General features: G+C 55.6%; 15 protein-coding genes and 3 pseudogenes. 9 read left to right on the top strand and 9 right to left on the bottom strand.

The window, feature by feature from the left end:
* Positions 1–150 precede the first annotated feature (150 nt).
* The 6 genes and pseudogenes from ACTF4R_RS17530 to ACTF4R_RS17505 all read left to right on the top strand — a co-directional run bounded on the left by ACTF4R_RS17530 (position 151) and on the right by ACTF4R_RS17505 (position 6,187).
* Positions 151–1,026, top strand: a complete 876-nt coding sequence (locus tag ACTF4R_RS17530) for a universal stress protein (RefSeq protein WP_440009192.1) — start codon at positions 151–153, stop codon at positions 1,024–1,026.
* A 173-nt stretch (positions 1,027–1,199) separates the two neighbouring features.
* A complete protein-coding gene (locus ACTF4R_RS17525; protein ID WP_440009190.1) occupies positions 1,200–3,920 on the top strand; it encodes a cation-translocating P-type ATPase in 2,721 nt (906 codons plus the stop codon).
* A 177-nt stretch (positions 3,921–4,097) separates the two neighbouring features.
* A pseudogene (locus ACTF4R_RS17520) lies at positions 4,098–4,538 on the top strand (RNA-guided endonuclease InsQ/TnpB family protein); the annotation flags it as partial.
* Positions 4,539–4,607: 69 nt separating this feature from the next.
* Positions 4,608–4,706 (top strand): annotated as a pseudogene (locus tag ACTF4R_RS17515) (helix-turn-helix domain-containing protein); the annotation flags it as partial.
* A 93-nt stretch (positions 4,707–4,799) separates the two neighbouring features.
* Positions 4,800–5,822 (top strand): AI-2E family transporter, encoded by a 1,023-nt coding sequence (locus ACTF4R_RS17510; RefSeq protein WP_440009316.1) that lies wholly within the window; start codon positions 4,800–4,802, stop codon positions 5,820–5,822.
* Between the two features lie 176 nt (positions 5,823–5,998).
* Positions 5,999–6,187, top strand: coding sequence for a hypothetical protein (locus ACTF4R_RS17505; protein ID WP_440009188.1), 189 nt, complete (start codon positions 5,999–6,001; stop codon positions 6,185–6,187).
* Between the two features lie 226 nt (positions 6,188–6,413).
* On the opposite strand, the pseudogene ACTF4R_RS17500 reads toward ACTF4R_RS17505, so the two are convergent.
* The 3 genes and pseudogenes from ACTF4R_RS17500 to ACTF4R_RS17490 form a co-directional block, all read right to left on the bottom strand.
* Positions 6,414–6,815 (bottom strand): annotated as a pseudogene (locus ACTF4R_RS17500) (DUF2267 domain-containing protein); the annotation flags it as partial.
* A 199-nt stretch (positions 6,816–7,014) separates the two neighbouring features.
* Complete coding sequence (locus tag ACTF4R_RS17495; RefSeq protein WP_440009186.1) at positions 7,015–7,335, bottom strand: 2Fe-2S iron-sulfur cluster-binding protein; 321 nt, start codon at positions 7,333–7,335, stop codon at positions 7,015–7,017.
* The gene (locus tag ACTF4R_RS17490; protein ID WP_440009184.1) at positions 7,336–8,739 is read right to left on the bottom strand and encodes a selenium-binding protein SBP56-related protein; all 1,404 of its coding nucleotides are present in this window, start codon (positions 8,737–8,739) and stop codon (positions 7,336–7,338) included. It abuts the gene before it with no gap.
* A gap of 65 nt (positions 8,740–8,804) precedes the next feature.
* On the opposite strand from ACTF4R_RS17490, the gene ACTF4R_RS17485 reads away from it, so the two are divergent.
* A complete protein-coding gene (locus ACTF4R_RS17485) occupies positions 8,805–9,053 on the top strand; it encodes a hypothetical protein (RefSeq protein WP_440009183.1) in 249 nt (82 codons plus the stop codon).
* An 869-nt stretch (positions 9,054–9,922) separates the two neighbouring features.
* Entirely contained in the window at positions 9,923–10,150 is a 228-nt protein-coding gene (locus tag ACTF4R_RS21220) for a DUF8066 domain-containing protein (protein ID WP_473965270.1), read from the top strand.
* A gap of 783 nt (positions 10,151–10,933) precedes the next feature.
* Here ACTF4R_RS21220 and ACTF4R_RS17480 read toward each other — a convergent pair.
* Together ACTF4R_RS17480 and ACTF4R_RS17475 are read right to left on the bottom strand one after the other, a co-directional pair.
* Positions 10,934–11,248: a hypothetical protein gene (locus ACTF4R_RS17480; protein WP_440009181.1), complete on the bottom strand. Its 315-nt coding sequence runs from the start codon at positions 11,246–11,248 to the stop codon at positions 10,934–10,936.
* Between the two features lie 399 nt (positions 11,249–11,647).
* The gene (locus tag ACTF4R_RS17475) at positions 11,648–11,851 is read right to left on the bottom strand and encodes a hypothetical protein (protein WP_440009180.1); all 204 of its coding nucleotides are present in this window, start codon (positions 11,849–11,851) and stop codon (positions 11,648–11,650) included.
* 192 nt (positions 11,852–12,043) lie between these two features.
* Between ACTF4R_RS17475 and ACTF4R_RS17470 the strand changes: the two genes are divergently transcribed.
* The gene (locus tag ACTF4R_RS17470; protein WP_440009179.1) at positions 12,044–13,807 is read left to right on the top strand and encodes a thermonuclease family protein; all 1,764 of its coding nucleotides are present in this window, start codon (positions 12,044–12,046) and stop codon (positions 13,805–13,807) included.
* A gap of 1,167 nt (positions 13,808–14,974) precedes the next feature.
* Here ACTF4R_RS17470 and ACTF4R_RS17465 read toward each other — a convergent pair.
* The 4 genes from ACTF4R_RS17465 to ACTF4R_RS17450 all read right to left on the bottom strand — a co-directional run bounded on the left by ACTF4R_RS17465 (position 14,975) and on the right by ACTF4R_RS17450 (position 19,051).
* Positions 14,975–16,018, bottom strand: a complete 1,044-nt coding sequence (locus ACTF4R_RS17465; protein WP_440009177.1) for a zinc metalloprotease — start codon at positions 16,016–16,018, stop codon at positions 14,975–14,977.
* Positions 16,019–16,795: 777 nt separating this feature from the next.
* Positions 16,796–18,088 (bottom strand): hypothetical protein, encoded by a 1,293-nt coding sequence (locus ACTF4R_RS17460; protein ID WP_440009175.1) that lies wholly within the window; start codon positions 18,086–18,088, stop codon positions 16,796–16,798.
* A complete protein-coding gene (locus ACTF4R_RS17455) occupies positions 18,051–18,542 on the bottom strand; it encodes a hypothetical protein (RefSeq protein WP_440009173.1) in 492 nt (163 codons plus the stop codon). The genes ACTF4R_RS17460 and ACTF4R_RS17455 overlap by 38 nt, the downstream gene beginning before the upstream one ends.
* Positions 18,542–19,051, bottom strand: coding sequence for a DUF4065 domain-containing protein (locus tag ACTF4R_RS17450; protein ID WP_440009171.1), 510 nt, complete (start codon positions 19,049–19,051; stop codon positions 18,542–18,544). Before ACTF4R_RS17450 ends, ACTF4R_RS17455 begins: the two co-directional genes overlap by 1 nt.
* Positions 19,052–19,200: the final 149 nt, after the last annotated feature.

The raw sequence follows: 19,200 nt of genomic DNA, 5'->3' as shown, positions 1-19,200 counted from the left end.
CAGATACTTGACCGACCTCCGTGAATTGATACAGTCCTTCAATTGAGTCAGCGATGTGTATGAGTGAGGATTCGTTCTTCATATCCACTGAGTCTCCACGGACACACCAGCTGCACCTGTCTACTTGTGTATCCAGTCTATAGTAGTAGTATGTTCGATCAGATTCTCTTCCCGACCGATGGAGGTGACGGCGCAACAGTTGTGTTCGACCACGTTCTCGATATTGCAACCGCTCATGATGCGACGGTCCACATCGTTAACGTTGCTGATACGACTCAAATGAGTACTACTCGGATACAGGGTGAGGTTGTCGATACCCTCGAACAAGAAGGCGAGCAGATTGTTCACGAGACTGCTGACCGTGCAAAACAACGAGGGGTCACAACTGTCACCGAGGTCGTTCAGGGCGAACCGTATAGAACGATCATCGGTTACGCTGACTCACACGATGTCGACCTCATCGTCATGCCGACTCACGGACGCCAGGGGCTCGAACGGTTCCTCCTTGGCAGCACCACCGAGCGCGTAGTCAGGAGAGCAAACGTTCCAGTGCTCACGATTCGGCCAGACGACGACAGCACGATCGAGTATCCGTACCAGAACGCTCTGGTCCCGACCGACGGTAGCGACTGTGCGAATCAAGCGCTCGCGATGGGGGTGGACGTGGCGAAGGCGGATGGGGCAGCGCTTCACCTCTTATCTGTGATCGCTATCGCAAGTCTTGGTGTCGACGTACGGAGTGACCTTCAGATGTCAGCCTTGGAGGAGCAGGCAGACGAACTGATCGAGGACGCACGAGCATTTGCGGAGAACGCTAGCGTCGAATCAATTTCCGGGTCAGTCGAACACGGACCGTCAATCCATCGAGCGATTCTGTCGTATATCGACGAGCACGACATCGACCTCGTCGTCGTCGGAACACATGGTCGGACAGGCTTTGATCGGTATGTACTGGGCAGTGTCACCGAATACCTCATTCGAACGTCTCCGATACCAGTGTTGACGGTTCGAGAACCAGCACAGTAGTCATGTATGATACTATGTGTGCTAATCTGGGAGGACGATAGGTGACGTTCGCTCCGACCGAACTGATCACGTTCGAGCCCGCTGCGAAGCGGATTGAACGCCGAACAATACAGAGCCAGACGGCATCGAATTTCCGCTAGTCCGACGGGGTAAATCGAGGCCTTCACTGAGCGATGGCACGAGACAGACACGAGAGTCAGACACCGTGGTCACAATCGGTTAGCGATGTCCTAGAGCGAACTGACGTATCGCAATCCGAGGGGTTGACCGAAGAAGAAGTCGAACGCAGACGAGCGCGGTTCGGTCCCAACGAGTTACGCGAGGCCGAACGAAGACGCTGGGTGGAGATTCTGGCAGACCAATTCAAAAGCTTCATCGTCCTGTTGCTTGCAGCTGCGGGAATAGCGGCGTTCGTATTGGGAGACGTTATCGAGGGAGTCGCGATCTTCGCTGTCCTCGTCATTAACGGTGCCATCGGCTTCGTCACCGAGATGCGAGCCGTCAGCTCGATGGAGAGTCTCCAAGAGATAACGGAAATCGAAGCCCGGGTCCGTCGAGCCGGCGAGGAGCACGGAATCCCGGCGGAAGATCTGGTTCCAGGTGACATCGTCGTCCTCGAAGCTGGTGACCTCGTCCCGGCCGACCTGCGAATACTCGAACCGTCCAAGCTCCAGGTCGACGAGTCGGCCCTTACTGGTGAATCCGTCCCGGTCGGGAAGACGAGCGAACCTCTCGACGAAGACATACCGCTGGCCGAGCGAGAGAACATGCTCTACAAGGGGACGTACGTAACGCGGGGGTCTGCAGAAGCGGTCGTCGCGGCCACGGGGCCGGACACGGAACTGGGTCATATATCAGCGTCACTCCAGGAGGCTGCCGAGGAACAGACGCCGCTACAACAGAAGCTCGACGATTTGGGGCAGAAACTCGTTCCATTCCTGCTGGTGGTAGCAACGATCGTTCTCGTGTCCGGATGGCTCAGAGGGCAGGACCTGTTCTTGATGGTCGAGACCGCTATTGCACTGGCCATCGCAACCGTGCCAGAGGGGCTCCCCGTCGTCGCCACGCTGGTGCTGGCGAGAGGGATGTGGCGGATGGCGGACCGCAACGCACTCATCACCAACCTCGCGTCCGTCGAGACGCTCGGTTCAACCACTATCATCTGCACCGACAAGACGGGGACGCTGACCGAGAACGAGATGACCGTGGCTGAGTACGAGCTGGCGAATGGGACGGTCGAGGTCTCCGGAACCGGGCTCGACACAGACGGAACGTTCCAGCACGGCGATCAGGAACTGGACGAGCCACGGGACCCTGTCATGCAGGAAGCGCTCGAAGTGGGCGTGCTCTGTAACAACGCGTCCGTGACAGAGCAAGAGGGTGAGATGGATGCGACGGGTGACCCGATGGAGGTCGCTCTTCTGATAGCAGGACTGAAGGGAGGTCTCGACCGGGACGAGCTTCTCGACTTGATGTCGGAAGCCCGTGAGGTTTCCTTCGACCCGTCTGTCAAAATGATGGCAACCTATCACGATGTGAACGGGGACTACAAGGTCGCCGTGAAAGGTGCGCCGGAGGCAGTCATCGAATCATCCACCCGCATTGTGACGGGCGACGATACTGAGGAGTTGTCAGGAAGTGACCGGAAGGAGTGGCTCCAGAAGAGCGACCGAATGGCCGAGGACGGGTTGCGCGTCCTGGCGCTCGCTCGGAAAGAGGTCGCCAGTACGGAAGATCCACCCTACGAGGACCTGTCGTTGCTCGGGCTGGTCGGCTTTATCGACCCGCCGCGCGAGGAGGTCAGGTCGACTATTCAGGGGTGCCAGGACGCCGGGATGCGTGTTATCATGGTGACCGGCGATCACGCGGGGACAGCCAGAAACATTGCTCACAGCGTCGGACTGGTGGACACCGACAACGTCGAGGTCGTCGAGGGACGCCAACTCGATGACCCCGAGAACCTCTCCCAGGAGGAGAAAGATCAGTTCGTGAATGCGTCCGTGTTCGCGCGGGTTAACCCCGCGAACAAGCTCGATTTGATCGACCTTCACCAGGCCGTCGGCTCTATTGTGGCTATGACCGGCGACGGAGTCAACGACGCTCCGGCGCTGAAGAAGGCTGACATCGGCGTTGCCATGGGCCAGCGTGGGACCCAAGTCGCCCAAGAAGCGTCGGACATGATCCTCAGAGACGACAACTTCGAGAGCATCTATCACGCCGTTAGAGAAGGTCGAATCATCTTCAGCAACATCCGGAAGTTCGTGCTGTATCTCATGTCCTGCAATCTCAGTGAGTTACTGGCTATCCTGATCGCCACGCTGCTTGGCTTCCCGCTGCCCTTACTCCCCCTACAGATTCTCTTCCTCAACGTCGTGACAGACATCTTTCCGGCGTTCGCACTCGGTGCTTGCGGGGGCAGCAGGGACATCATGGATAGGTCGCCGAGAAATCCTGACGAACCAATCATGACGCGAACCCACTGGACCGAACTCGGGTTCTACGGGATACTGATTTCGGTGGCAACAATCGGCGCGTTCGTGATCGGCGGGAGTATGTACGCCGGCGGTATGGAGACCGAGGAAGCCGTCACTATCTCGTTCCTCACGCTAGCGTTCGCCCAACTCTGGCACGTGTTCAACGTGCGGGAAGTCACGTCTGGCATCCTTCGGAATGAAGTCACGGAGAACCTGTACGTCTGGGGTGCGCTTGGCCTGTCAACGCTGATTCTGTTCGGTGCAGTCTACTTACCCGGTATCTCGTTAGCGCTAAGTACTACTCCGCTCAGCCTCGAGGGATGGCTAGTGGTGTTCGGGATGAGCCTGATTCCTCTCGGTGTCGGACAGGTAGAGCGTGAACTTCGGCGACGGTTCGAGATAACCCAACTCGGCTTTTAGCTGAATCGAGGCGCTAAACCCCCCCTTCTCAGCGAGTGCCGACCGAAGGGGAGGCGCGAGCAGGGAGGGGATACAGCGCCGCACAGTTCTCATACACGATTCGGTACCAGACCTACAGGCCCACGCAACCCCAACATTCATTGCAGTAGTTTATCATCGTATTAAACGGGCTCAATGGAGTACGACCTCGTTGCGGTCGAAGACCCGAACGTGAATGGGATGATGGAGTCGCCGTCGAACAGCCGCACCACCACGTCTGCCGCGTGGCGGACGTTCCTCCCGTTGCTCGAATATAAGTGCGAGCAAGAGGGAACGCACTTCGTCGCGGTCAACCCGAGAGGGACGACCAAGGAGTGCGCGTCGTGCGGCGTCTCGACGGCGAAACCGTTGCGGGTCCGTTGAACACTCCTGTCCCGCCTGCGGGTTTGAGGCGGACAGGGACGCGAACGCGGGGTGGAACATCCTTTCTCGCGGCCTCGAAGATGTAGGAGTGAGACACTCCGAATCAACGCCTGTGGAGACTGCGCTCCCTGTGGATACGCCCGTATCTGCAAAGCGCGTCGTGGAAGCAGCAAGCCCTACCCTCAAGAGCGAACGGCGTCAGCCGTGAGCGAGTAGGGTAGTTCACTTGCTGAATCGTCAGCTCGGCTCGCTTTGTCATCTACCTACGACTTAAGTCGTAGGTAGATGATATTCGATACTGATGTGTGCCCGTGTATGTGTGTTCCCAGCCACGGCTGTCCGATTCGTGGTCTTCGGGCGGACTCTGGCCGGCTTGTTCTTTCGTTTACTATCCCAACGCTCGGGATACCTCCGCCTTCAGACGGAGGAGGATGTCAAGATGGGTATCGAGCCTTTTTGTCATCGGGAGACGAATTCATGGTCGTGAACCTCAGCAAGGGGTTTCTCCTCGCCCTCGTCGTCGCCCTCCTCGTGCTATCGGTTATACTGATCCAGCCGTTTCTCCAGTACGTCCTCGGTGCCGTACTCCTCGCCTACGCGCTCTATCCACTGCAAGTCCGCCTTGAAGAGTACACGTCGCCGATAGTCGCTGCACTCTCTCTCGTGATTCTGGCAGTTGCCGGATTCGTGGCACCGTTCATCGTGGTCCTCGCGACCGTCGTAGATAGTGCCGACCGAATCCTCCAGGATTTCGACACAGACTCGGTGCAGATCGAGGTGATCGAATCCCAAATCGAGTATCTCACCGGACAAGAGGTCGACATCGCCGGAGAACTTGTCAGCTCAGGACGAGAAATTGGAACGGTCGTGTTCGGACGGTCGATTGAAGCGTTCAGTACGATCACCTTCCACCTCATCGGAATTGCGTTGGCGCTCTTTCTCGTCTACTATCTCCTCAAAGACGCCGACGATTTGCTCGACTGGCTTTACCGAACGGTTCCCCTCCCGGCAGACGTTCAGCGTGACCTCTACGCCGAAATTGACGACGTGATGTGGGGCGTTCTCTTCGGCCACGTTTTCGTCGCCATCGTCCAAGGGATCGTCGCCGGAGCCGGGTTCGTCGCCACCGGCGTTCCCAATGCGGTGTTCTGGACGACCATCATGATTGTACTCGCGATGGTTCCGCTCGTCGGTGCTATACCTGTCTGGGGTGGGGCTGTCGTCTACCTGTACCTCACAGGCGAGCCGGTGCTCGCTGTCGGGTTATTCGTCTACAGCGTCATTGTGGTTGGGCTCACCGACGACTATCTCCGTCCATTCGCCGTCGATAGATACGCCGAACTCAATCCCGCCGTCATCCTCCTCGGAATCCTCGGAGGCGCGTACGCATTCGGGATTATGGGACTGTTCTTCGGTCCCGTCGTTCTCGGTGCGCTCAAAGCCACTCTTCGCGTCACCTTGGATAACTGGGTGCAGCTCGACGAGGTAGACACCGGCTGACCGCTTGATTGTGTGTCAGTCGAACAACGAATTTTCAAGCCAGATTCCCAAGCTCCGAGTATACACACAGCTGTCGCCCGTTCTACCATACTTGACAGCTAAGATTAGACGCGTTCAATATATGTCTTCGCGACATCTGGCGTCGAGTCCACGGTAGAGGTGGCCTCGTACTACCGGTGCCGGCGAGCAAGATACACGAGAAGAAAGACAGTAGCGAGGATACCGGCCGGCACCTCGTATGGTCGTTCGTGGAGCGAGAAAATAGCCGCGGCCACGATCAGGGCTCCGCCGACGCCCTGATCGTAGTCGCGTGGTTCATAGTAGTTCTCGCGCTCGTCACCGGCCTCGCTCTCGCGTTCTACTGACCGTACTTCACGTTCGTCGAGACCTTGTTGACACATACCGTCGAGAACCGCGTCGTCTTCTTCGCTTTCTTCGTGCTACTGGTAGCCGTCCCTGGTCTCCTCATTTTCGTCTAGTAGGCGGCCCCGTCTTGCCACCATTCTAGTACAGGATTTTACGATTCATGCGATAGCTCACCAGCCCGATTACTTCCCTGGCATCTTCCACGGCTAATCGAACAGGTCCGAATTACGCGTCTCGGTCGGCGGACTCACCCGAAGTGGTATCGGGGTCGGTCTCACTTTCAGCCTCGGATTGCGGGCCGCCACCGGTTTGTGCCTCTTCGGCCTCACCCCACCCCCCGGCATCAACGACCTTGAACAGCTTCCCCCAGCTCTCGTCATCCTCGCTCTCCGGAAGCTGGTCGCGTAACTGCTGGAAGTCGGACAGCGGGACCTGGGTGCGTACGAGATCCGTGATGACCTGGGCGTGGTAAGCTGCTTCCGGCCGGTCAGCGTTCTCGATTTCGCTGACGCGCGAGACGAACTCGCGCCAGTCGAATCGCTCGCCGTGTTCGTGGACGGCACCGGTCATATACCACTTGATCTCCATCGGGAGTGAGGCAGCGAGATCCTCGGCTGCCCCCTCCGGATTTCCCGCCCGCTTTCGCCAACGAAGTATTACTGTACTCGACATCAAACAGCGAAGTATCTGTCTGACCGCCACGATGCTTCGCCGATCACGTACTCCCAGAGTCTCGGCAAGTTGTCGCTCCGCTGCGATCGGATGGGTAACCGCAGGAACGAACAGCACGACCCCGTAGCGACGACGGTGAGGCGGCGGAGCGTCGTCATTTCCACGGATTGGGTACGAGGTCGGCCTGAACTCTCGCACCGACCTCGATTCGGCAGTCGGAGCGGGGTTCGGCTATACAGAGCAGGATGTAACCGTCCCGTCGGTGGTGCGGTTTCAGCGCACGTGGGCACTCGTCGTGGACGAGATCGCCGTCCAGCAGGCGCCCGGTACAGGTCCCACAGGCCCCGTACAGACAGCCGTAGGGGATGCCGAGGTCCGCGCGCTCGGTAGCGTCGATGATGGTTTCGTCCTCGGCGACCGAGATGACCGCCTCGCGGCCGTCTCGCCATTCCAGTTGTACCTCGTGAGTGACCATCTACTGCCAGACGTCGCTGGTGCAATCGCCGCCCGGCCAGCGGATTTCGTGGGCGCGGGCCGGGCCACCCGGCGCGTCGCCGAAGTCAACGAGGAAGTCTTCTTCGAGTTCCATCCGTCCCTCGTCAGGGTAAACGTCCGCCTTCAGCATCACCGACCCGTTCTCGCCGATCTCAGGGTAGAACTGGTTGTCCCACGAAGAGAACAGGGACGTCGTCCAATAGACGCGTTTACCGTCACGCGCAAGTTGGAGCATCTGGGGCGCCCCCCGGATCTCGGTTCCTTGTACTTCCTGTCGGTCGCCGAAGTTGCCGCCGGCCCAGATTTGGTCGACCAGCCGCGGGTTCCCGAAGTCGCTCACGTCGTACATCCGCACGTCGCCGTGCAGCCAGTTCGAGAAAAAGAGGTACTGGTCGTCGAGCGAGAGGACGATGTCTGTTACGAGACCAGGGACGGGCATATCCCAGTCGGGGTGTTCGCGCGGTTCGATGTCGATAACCTTCTCCCAGTCCCAGACGCCGTCGCTCTCCTCCCAGAAGCGAAGTATGTTCGAGGAGAGCGCCGCGCCGACGTATCCCTGGGTCTCCTCCGGGTTGTGAGGCATGCGAATCTCCAGGGGGATTTGTCCTTCCTCGCCGAAGGTCAGCGTTTGCTTGTGTTCTTTGGTTTGCCAGTCCCAGATGTGGATGCTGTCACCGTATTTGCCTTCCTCGACTTCGTCGAGGTCGAAGCCGGGGTAGTAGGTCTTCGGCGCCGCCCACTCCGTCGAAATCATCACGTCGTGGCGGGGCTGGTACCAGTAGTCGTACTGCATTTCCACGTCCCCGCGGTCGACCTCCCAGTGACCGTCGATGGAGAAGTCGTCCTGATCGAGCTGGAGGAAGCCGCCGGGGAGTTCGCCGTCGGCGTTTCCGAGCATGCTGATGACGATTTTGCCCTCAGGCACGCAGTGGACCGTGTGCGGCGCCGAGAGGTCGTATTCGAATACTTCCTCGGGTTCGATAATCGTCTCGATTTCCGGATCGCGTGGGTCGGACGCGTCGACGATGTGGATACGCGAGGATCGCTGTCCGGGGACGATCAGGTGGTCGCGCGTCAACCCTTCGGCGTGACACGATGAGGAGCAGGTATTCCAGCCGAAGTGGTGGAGCTCGTCGCCCTTGTTCGGCATCTCGACGGTGTCGATCAGTTCGCCGTAGGTTGTCGAGTCCGGGTCCACGTCGACGACGCCGACGAAGTCGGGTTCGTCCACGTCCATCCCGACTCGGAGCGCCATGACGAAGGCCGTCTTTTCGCGCTCCGACTCGGTGCGCATCGCCGCGGGCGTCGGATAGCCCGGCCCCTCTACTTCGTGGTGTTCGTGTCCGTGCTTCTCATCTGTGGCGCTGGATTCGTCACTGCTCATAGCAGACTGAGTCATATAGGACTTCATCACAAATAATAATTATGTGTTTCAACCCGTCATATCTGATGATTAACCTCCTCTACGTGGTGAACGACCTGGAATCCGATGCGATTGATTTCGGCGAAGTAGGTCAGCCAGCTGGAGGTCTTGCACGGATGTTCAGACAATTGGACGATGTCGGCGTCGGGCAACCCGTTAAATTCGAGAATGTGGCTGTCCTCGTCGAGATACAGGACGAACTCCCGAAGAAACCTCGAGCCAAAAAGCTGACAGAGCTTGCATTAACGAATTCCAATTTAACAAGATTCTTCTAGAACTAGCGAACCGCAGCGCCGGCCGTCTTCTCGACCGTGCTTCAATACATCAGGGGTCTTGCTGGAACTAGTTGTCCTGCCACAACCGGAACCAGCCCTTCGCCGGGCTTCAACCCAACAAGGGTCCTTCTGGAACCGTCTCGTAATCGATGCTCCCGTAAAATTAGGAGCGAGCGGCCTTGTTGAGACCCTCAAACGGTGATAGGTTTCAGAAGCCGTGCTGAATAGAGGGCGCGTATCTTTCATTCCACACCCACTGGCTGGTGCATTTGTGGCGTATTGAACGATTCAGAGCCCTCAAAGTGATTGAATTCAATACAGTAAAGAATATTTATGTGAGACAAAGAATAGATGTCCAAAAACGCTTGTCGCTGTCCTCCTGCAGTCGGGTTACGTCCCGGCGAGCATTTCTCGGTACTGTTGGTGTCGAAGCCAGTGTCTCAACTGCCGGTTGTAGCAATTTTCTTCCGGACAGTGAACCGGAAGGAGAAGGGGATACAATCGAAATCATCGTTAGTAACTAAACAGACAAGCTTTCCCAAATCGCTGTCTGGATTGAAGACGAGAATGGAGATGCCCTCTTCAGCCGGGTCTATGAGCTTGACCCGGGACACGCGGATGAATCTGCCAGCATCCAAACCCGTCCTGCAACAGTGACAGTCTTCACCTCAGATGGAGTGTCCGCAACGTAGGATTACGCTCCTGGTACTGACGTGCAATGCAACAGTCCAAATAATAGGAACATCGGTATCGATATTGGAATAACTTTGACGCAAGAACGCACGTTCGAATCGTGGTACAGCTGCTGAATACAGGGTGTGAACTAAGCAAGGAGGAATATTTAATATATAGAAGTTTAAAGATGAACTATGTCTGGTTGGTCTCCGCCATCGATTCCTCGCATGTGGCTTGTCGGAATTGGTGTCCTGTACGTATTCCTGCTCGGCTACTCCGTCATGATCATACAGCAGCTACTATTTGTCGTCTGGATCACCGTCCTGCTTGGGGTATTGTACCTGTCCTGGCGGTTCGTCGCCGCTGTAGAGGCTATTGCTGACGCAGTACAACAGATTGCTCATCAACGGAATCAAAACTGAGAGATACACGCTCTGTATTCTGCACGGCGCTCTCGACAGCCGTTCGGCAGTACGTTCAGCTCGTGCTGAATAAACAGCGCATAGTCAGCAGCGCTCAAAGAGGAGCGATGATTTCAGTAAAATGTTGTATTGACCGTTGTTTTAGCGCGGAACAACACCCTATTTTCGTCACTGACGTCGAGAGTCAGCCACTCAGTTAAACTGCGTATTTACCGAATTTGGTGGTAAGTGACTGAACTACTCTGAGGAGGATGATTGCATCTGATTAAGAGCGACCAAACCTAATCCAAGGGTTATGAAACTAAGGACAGCGACACCCACTCGATCGTCGTACCCTCTCCCGAAAACGAGTCCACTAAGCAGGCTTACAGCCATTACCAACAATAGAAGGATTCCATCTAATCGATTCTGGAGGGCACCATTGACCATATCTCACGAGACATTGCAAATATCAAAATACCCTCTTATTTCGACAATTATAGGTATTTTTATATTTATTGCAGAAATTGGCATCTCCCCTGTACAGACCGACGTTAGAGAGCAAGCTCGACATTCTCACCGTCGCTTTCAGAACGAGTTCTCGAAACGGGCCGAACCATATTCGAGCCCGGAGCGTGTCACCATACCGCTGCTTGAGCGCAAAGAAAACGCCCTCAATCAGTGACCGCCGGTGATGAAATAGGAGCGTGATGCAGCCGGTGGCAAGGACGGATGATGTCGATTACGGACTTTTCTGAGGCCAATGTGCAAAGTTGAGTTAGCTAAAGACGAATGGTCTCTACGTTACAGGCCTGGCGCTTGCTTCCTATCGGAGAAGTCCTGCCCGAGCGACAGCGAGTAACCAATCACCACCATCGCCAGAGCCGTCCCAACTGAGGAGAACCAGAGCAGCTTATCCAGGGGGTAGCTGGTCGCCTTCGCAAGCAGGAACGGCCCGTTCCGTGCCAAGACGAAGGTCAAAAATCCGCCGCCAGCGAGACGATACTGGCTGGTCTGCAAGAGAGAGACGCCGACGAGCCCAATGCCCAGGAAAAACACGAGCCACAGCGCCAGCCCGGCGACGTGAGCCGACAAAAGTGCATCCGGCGAGAACGGCACGGTTAGAGCGTATTCTTATATGTATGTAGACAGTCTGTCCGCGTACGCCGACATTATGCCCCTCCTTGAAATCCTGCTCGGAACTGGACTTGTTGCCGGGGCAGGTATAGCCGGTCTCGTGTATCTGGATTGTGTGTGGCGAGGACTGCCATTCACCAGTCGCCTCGTACGGGCACTCGCCTGTGGTGGTGGCGGTTTCGGTAGTTTTCTCGTCCCATATGTGTTTTCGCAGGAGCTACAATACCTGTATTTTCAGGTGCTGAAGCCTCGGTCAATAGCGGCTCATCCACGTGAGTGGCTGACGGTTAGTCTCACGACCGGACTCGTACTCGGAGTCGTACTCGTCGGCCTCTATTTCGCCGGGAGCCGATTCCAGAACAGGAAACAGACTGAAACGCATTAGTCGGTGGATTCGAGGTCGGCGTCAGAGTCAGATTCCATTGCACTCTCGTAGCCAGCACGTATCTCGTCCTTGAAGAAGTAGACCATGAAGAGTAGTCCGATGAACGGGATGGCGAGCGGGCCGAAGACTACGAATCCCAGTGCAAGGGCGAGGCACGCGACGAAGAGTCTCCAATCGTCACGGCTTACCACGGTGGTCATAAACGTAGTGTCTTGCAGGCTAAGATAAGTTTTGTGCGCACCAAGTCACAGCAGGAGAAATGAATTCGTGCTATGAATTCGGTCCGCCGTCGGGCGTCTGCTGTCTAACAAGCAGTCGTCAACCTGCGACCCCGTTAATTCTAGATTATTACAGGAAAAACTAAGTTGTGATATTTATTGTTGCTAGTTGGGATGAAAAGGCGTACTTTCCTGCAATCAGTTGCCGCGGCCGTTGGAGTCGCATCGACCCCGAAGACCGTACTCGCCGCTGACTCAGAACTCGACTGTGGCGTCTGGTACGACGCCGAAATCACCGACACCATCGACGGTGACACGTTCGACGTCCACGTGTACGATAACAGCACGGAGTACAATGTCAGAACTCTCGGACACGACACGCCAGAGAAGAGTGGGAACACACGGTACGAGAAGACCGAGGAATGGGAGTTCATCGAAGACGAAACACACCTCGAAGACTGGGGGAACAAAGCGACGACCTTCGCCGAAGACGAACTCCCCGTAGGGACGCAGTGCCAGATCAAACTCGATTGCGAATCCGAAGAAATCGACCAGTACGACCGACTGCTTGCCAAAATCAGATACGACCGAGACGGTGATGGGGTGTACGACACCGTCTATAACAAGCTCACGCTTGAGGAAGGCTACGCTCGAGTATACGCCGGCAGTATGAGCAACACCGACGAGTACGTTGCTGCTCAGGAGACGGCGCGAGCGAACAACCGCGGGCTCTGGGGGGCTGCAGACGGTCACGCCCCAGAATGGCGGAATACCGATGTTGCTGCGTCGTTCCACCCGCACACGTCGAGTATTCGGACGACCAATGGGAAGATCGCTCGCTCCCGAGTACCGGTCTGGGCTGAAGCCGAAGCCGCCCAAGAGAATACGACGAGCAGTACCATCAGCTACGATAGTGGGAATATCCCGATGGTTGGCGTTGATGAAGCAAACAACATCGCGTACTTCGGTGGCTGTTCAATCAACGAAGCCTGGGAGGAGGAATCGTCCACCCTGGACCACTTCGTCTTCATCACCAACCTCATCGACTACCTGCACGACAGCACCAGCCCATCCGGCCCGGTGTTAGTCGACGGTGGTCACCACACCTTCAATCAGGACAACGCCGTCTCGGCTGAGGATACAGCCTTCTATCAGCGATTCCTCGAAGGCGTGGACCTCGAACTCCACAGCATCAACACCTACGGCAATGGAACGGGATACAGTCTGTCGGAAGCACGAGCCCTTATCGCCTCGTGCAGTCCGGAGAGCTGGACGTCGAACGAGGTCACAGAAGTCCAGAACTTCATCGATAATGGCGGTGTCGTACTCCTAATGGGTAGTGGCAGCGAGACCGCTGAGGAGCGCGCGAATCTCGATGCGGTCGCAGCCGATCTCGGCACGGATCTGCGGCTCAACGAAGACGATGTTCGTGATGATACAAACAACGTCGGTGACAGCCGGAAACTCCTGAAGACGGCGAACCGCAACACTGCCGATTTCGATCTTTGGTCTGCCTACGATGGCGAACCTAGTGCTCGAACGGACGTCCTCACTGCTGACCCGAATACGGCAGGTTCGTCATCGTACCATACCTGGACACTGTCAGACCCCTCGAGCGAGTTCAGTGGAGAGGTCGATACGATTACCGTCGACTATCCGTCTGGCACGAGTCTCGACGGGCTCACCAACGACAACGTCACTGTCTACATGGACCGTGATGGGGACGGGACAGTCGACGAAATCCAGGTGAACGCTGACCAGTACAGCGGGAGCACGGATACGTTCGACCTTGACGGGCGCTATAACACGTCGGTGGAAGGTGAGGTCCGCGTTGAAATCGATGGAGTGACGAACCCGGATGCAGGTGATTACGTTGCGACGGAAACACTCGATGGTGATGATACGTATTCCGTCGATGCTGAGTTCGTCGTTGAGTGAACTACGGCGAATACGTCTGGAAGTTCCCTCTATCGGCATATCTGTATATCATGCGCACGGCCCCGGTGCGTTTCATTTCCGTTCAAACAGCCTGCTGGGTCCGTCCCTCTCCTTCACTATATCCTTCGGCCTACTGGTCAAACTGGCGCTATGAGTCTCCGGTAAGATAGATTAGGTGAATAGGGAACGTGCTCAGTACGTGGTGTGAATGTCCCACGGTTTTCTCTCCGTTAACTCGTCAGTCGCCGTGCTGCATAGAGAGGGATGCGCCACCAAGAAACGCATAGAGGGCGCCAAACGAGGCGTATATAAGATCGCTCCGAAGAAGACCCCAGATCACTTGTACTACTCCGAGAGCGATCATCCCATACCCACGAGCTGCCGCGGTCGTCGGCGTTCCATACGTTAGTTCACCTATGAAACCAGACCTAAGCCTTTCGTCTATATCGTGCCCCTGCATCTGAAGCGACGCAAACCGCATGAGGATCGCCTCCGACGGACCACGCCGTCGTTGGTTCGGCGAGAATCTCATCGCTGTCGGCAATCGTAGCGATCTCTTCGGACGTAAGCGATTCCCGTTGTTCAGCAACCGTCATCAACTCCTCAAGTGCGCCGATCGGTACCGCAGTTGAGTTCCCTCGCATCTTCAGGTAGCACTCGGTGGCGCGGTTGAGTGCCTTGCTCTTGGTGTTCTCGCCCGTGGCGTCTCGGAGACTGGCCGACCGCCTGCGTCAACCGGCGCAAACGGAAGGAGGAGTGCAACCGCACCGTAACATCCCCCCGGTGAAGACGAACAATGCTCGGCCATGCCGTCGGAGAGAGAGCGCTTCAGACGAACCTGTGAGGGATTGCAGTGACGGTATCATTGGTGCTCCGAAAGACCGGATCGGGCCTCAGACGAACCCGGAAGGGATTGAAGGACGCTCGACCCGACCGAGGCCCCTCTTGTGTGACCCTCTGGCTCAGTTTTGCTTCCTCCGAGAGATATGTTTTGAGTAGGTCTGTCAGCTCATCCCGTTCTCCCATTTCCATTGGGTTGGGCTACGCTCTCACCACGTTCCGGAAGGACCTTTGCCATGAAATTGGTAGCGCGAAGACGGCAACGGCGATACGTGTTCCAGGAGAACCTCTGCCAGCAGGTCGTCTCCTACGAACCTTGGCAGCCTTCTATTGGTGGTTCCACCAGTCATCACGTCGGTCGTCATAATCCGCGTCCTGGAACGGCGGTGGAAGGTCTGCCTGTTTCTCCACGAACCCGTAGCCGAGCCAGTAGCCGACGTGCCAGCCTGCTGCCTCGGCGTCGATTCCAGAGAGATAAATCGTCGTATCGGTGTAGTATTCGAGCGCACCGTCGGCATCGGGGTCGATACCCCAGCGTCGGCTGCACGACCCCTTATCCCCAGTTTCGGCACAGGGGAGCGTCTCGTCCGTGAAGACAATCGTGATGTTCGCGTTCGCCCGGTCTTCGACCATGGTAAAGGAGACGTCGTCGGGGATAGTCCCGTCTGCGCCGCTGGCGTAATAGGAGAGGGCATGGGTGACCTGCTCTCGGTAGTCGGTGCGATCATAGCGTGAGAGATTCCTGTCGTCGACGTAGACAGTCAAATTAGCGGTTTGCCACGGGAGGTCCCGTTCACTGGTGTTTGGCTGCGGGAGCGTGACAGCGTCACCACGGGGATGCATGAGGTGGTCAGGTGGGTCGCCGTGTTCGATGCCGAGCAGATGCCCAAATTCGTGCTTCAAGGTCTGTCGTGTCGTGGCATCATCGTAGCCGGTCACGATATACACCCGCTCGGGACGGGTCGGAGTATCGGTCGTCTCAATGAGAGGCGCACAGCCGAGATAGTCCGTCTCGTTTCCACTGCCACAGCTCGGTGCCGTCGACGGGGCAACGAACTGGACGATGACGTCGGCGCGTGCACGTCCGTCACTGAGGGTGTAATTCACGGTATAATCGGCGTACTGGTCGTCATGGGCTTCCCAATAGGCGAGCGTTTGATTGACGAGTGGGCGAAAATCACGGCTTGGACTTGCAGTGTTGTTGATATCGACGACGATGGTTTGCTCGTGCCATGGGTTGTTTGCTGTCGTCGATATCGCTGTCGTAACTGAGGTCGTCTGCGACGTGGCAGTCGTCGTTTGTCTCAGCGAATCTGTCGTCGTCGCATCGTCCAGACCGGGAGTCGCCTCGTGGTGGGTTGTCGTTGTCACTGCTGGTGTCGTGTTCTGCGTTGTACGTGAGTCAAGACTGCTCCCACAGCCGGCGACAAGGACGAGCAGAGCAACGAGTAGAATTCGTCCATCCATCGTTCAGTCGTAGTGAATTGCCAACACCAATATAAAACTACCATATCAAGTACCTATATGCGGTCTAGTTCACTACCCACTGATTACGCGTAGGCAACGACGAACAGCTGCAGAACAGAATCAGAGCCCTCTGATGTGCTGAATACAGCGATTGTATCCAGCAGCAGCTGCCCTCGGCACGGACGCCAACAAGCGTACGGAATATATCAACCTCAATCAGTGCGTCGGCGTCTCGGTGGTTCTTATCTTCGGATACAGGCGCGTTGAGCGTGGCCTCGGGTTCGCATCGCTTCGGGTCCTCCTCGAAGACGTGCTGTAGCTACGACACAGCGAGACTCTTCATCCTGCGGTGCAGATCGCTTTCGCCACCGACGGCGTCGCAGTCTCGGTCTAGTTCATAATGTTGGAAGTGGCAAGCGATTCCGTCTTCAGACGGATTCCACGGATGCATCTCGTCACCGCAATCGGGGCAACGTACGTTAGTTTCTTGATTTATGCCTTCAGGAATGACCTTGCTACCGTCTAACGTTCCTATGAAGGGCATTGTATCAACACGCGGGAAACCTTTTCATTCGGCCCTTGAATTGAGTGTTTTGAAATTTGGCACTGAAGATGTAGGTTGGTTGGAAGAAGACTATTCCTACTGAATCTGTAGGGAGAAAAAGGTTGTATTCTCCATTCTCAGGTTATATATGGTAACTCTTGCAGACTATCAACTGCAAGTTCCTTCCGATCCTTGACGGCGTTTATCCACTTAGGAAGATATTGGACATTCTTCGCCTGTGCAACGTGAGGTGAGGCACTGTACGCCATCACCATCTTAGAGAAGTTCTCGTCTAACCCTTCAAGAACATCCTCCAAACTCTCCTCTTCAACGAGACGAGCGTGTTCCCACCGAATAGCTACCCGATGCTTTTTGAGCGTTGGCTTAAGTGCCTCTTCACTCTGTTCACGGTCAGCGATATCTTGCCAAGTATCGAACTGTCGGGAGCAGAATTGGCACTCGCACATCGGAGCACCGACTCGATTCATTAAGTCAACGGTCGTGTCGATTTTTAATAGATCTTTGACCGAATCTACGTAGTATCGAGGCGGTAGCCCTCCGCCTCCGGAGTATTCTGTTTTTTCTTTGAACTCTTCGTCGAAGAGTGTAGCATAAGCCGTTCCACCGAGACCGAAGTAAGCGAGCAGATTCGAGAAGAAGTCACCGTAGTAGAAGTGAGGTTTGATGTTCGACTGCTGGAGGTCGTAGACGAAATCGATTACCGTCGTGTACTCGCTCTGCGTAGTCTCGTACTTATCTAACTCTTCGAAGACGAGGAAACACTCCGAGACATCAAACTCTCCGAGCAGGTCTGTGAGAAGTGACCGGTTCGTGGTATCCCGAACGAATCCAGTCGTTGTATAGAGGCACGGTTTCAGTGGCAATGAGGCTATTTCGTCGGCATAGGAGATTAATTCTCGAACAGTCTGGATGTCCTCCACACGTTCGATCTTGTGCACCCATGGAATCACGGCTTTAGGTTGGACATCTCGCCGGTTGATTTCGACATCCTCGGACTTCCCAGTCGCTTCTTGCAGTCGCTGGTAGACAAAGTTCTCCTGATACTTGACGACAGATTTTGTGATTTCTTGGAGTGTGTTATCGGGGAGTTCGTTGGCTGCGGCGTTCGGTCGTTCTGCAAGTACGGATTTTAGTGGTTCGCCGAGTTGGTTTACGAATCTGCTATGCCATCCCCGAACGTCACCGTCGTCGTTTCGAAAGTTCGTCCCAATTCGAAAATCTGAGAGCATCGGGTCGATATAGTAGTTGAAACTACGCTCGTCGGCCATATCACGGATAAGCTGCGGTACGGCCTTCTTGGAGTAGGCAAGAAGATGTGCTTGAATCAGAACCGAGTCGTAGTACTCAGGATGCCCCTCGACGATGTTTCGGTCATTTAGATTCTTGTACCGCAGTGTCGTCTCGAACATCGTTAATAACTAATTCAATAATATTTTCTTTCTCACATAACTGTTGGGGGTTATCGCCGGACTCAACGACGATCTCGGCCCGCTCTCCCACGGATATAAGTCCGATAGGGAGCTCTTCGACGGACTCGATAAGTGAATCTGAAATCTGCTCGTCCCAGACGGCTAAGTAAGCGTGGTCAACAAGACTCGCATCTCGGTGTGCCTGTTCTACACCTCGGCCCACGTTCTTGGACTTCATCTCGATAGCGACCGTCTCTTCATCCTTAATCGCCAGAATATCGATAGGATAGCTAAAGACGCGTTTCTCTGTTGCATACTCGTAGCCTTCGTTGCGCAGATAATCGGCGAGGATTCCGAGCTGGTACTTTTCTGGGACGTATTGAGTATCCTGGTCTTTAAGCGTCTCTACCCATCGCTGAGTATATTCGTCTGCGACGTGGTTCGACTTGGACATCAGCTAACCTCCTGGAAGACCTCTTCCTTGATTTTCGACTCTGTGGCGTACTCTGGATACTCCGTATAGACGTATTGAAGTAGTTCGCGGAGCGGCTGCTCGTTGTATTGAGCGACAAGTTTCCGAATCTCTTCTTGATATTCTTCATCTAAGATGTCTACGAGTTCTGTAGCGATCTTCTGGCCCTTCGGGGTGATCTCGAACTTCTTATTTGATAGATCTGTATCCTCGTTTTCTTCAGAGCCGTGTGCGGATATCTTCTCGGCTTCGATAGCATCAAGTTGTAGGAGGAAGTGAAGCTCTTCGTAGACGTGCTCCGAAAACGGGCCCATCTTGTACGGGGCGAAATTGAAGGCGACATCTGACTCGTACTCTTCGAAGAACTCGGTTTCCTGTTCTACAAGGAAGAGAAGCTTTTGGACCTTCGTTACTCCCCGAATCTGCTCGCCGAAGTAGAACAGGATAAACACCACGTCGGTCCGCCTGTCAATCTCATCGATTCGGGGCATCTGATTTAGCTTCCTCAGTGGAGTACTAGTTTCTTGCGTCTGAGAGAAGACTATCGAAATTGAGGGTGAACTGTGCTAAGAACTCAGTGATTGTCTAATGGAGTGCGATACTCCGAACATCAATAGGAGAGGCTTCACTGCCCGTCTGG

The sequence above is a fragment of the Halomicrococcus pelagicus genome (assembly GCF_051917725.1).
In the GTDB taxonomy this organism is placed as follows: domain Archaea; phylum Halobacteriota; class Halobacteria; order Halobacteriales; family Haladaptataceae; genus Halomicrococcus.
The sequence above is the reverse complement of the archived record's forward strand: the minus strand, read 5'-3'. Positions and strand labels throughout refer to the sequence as shown.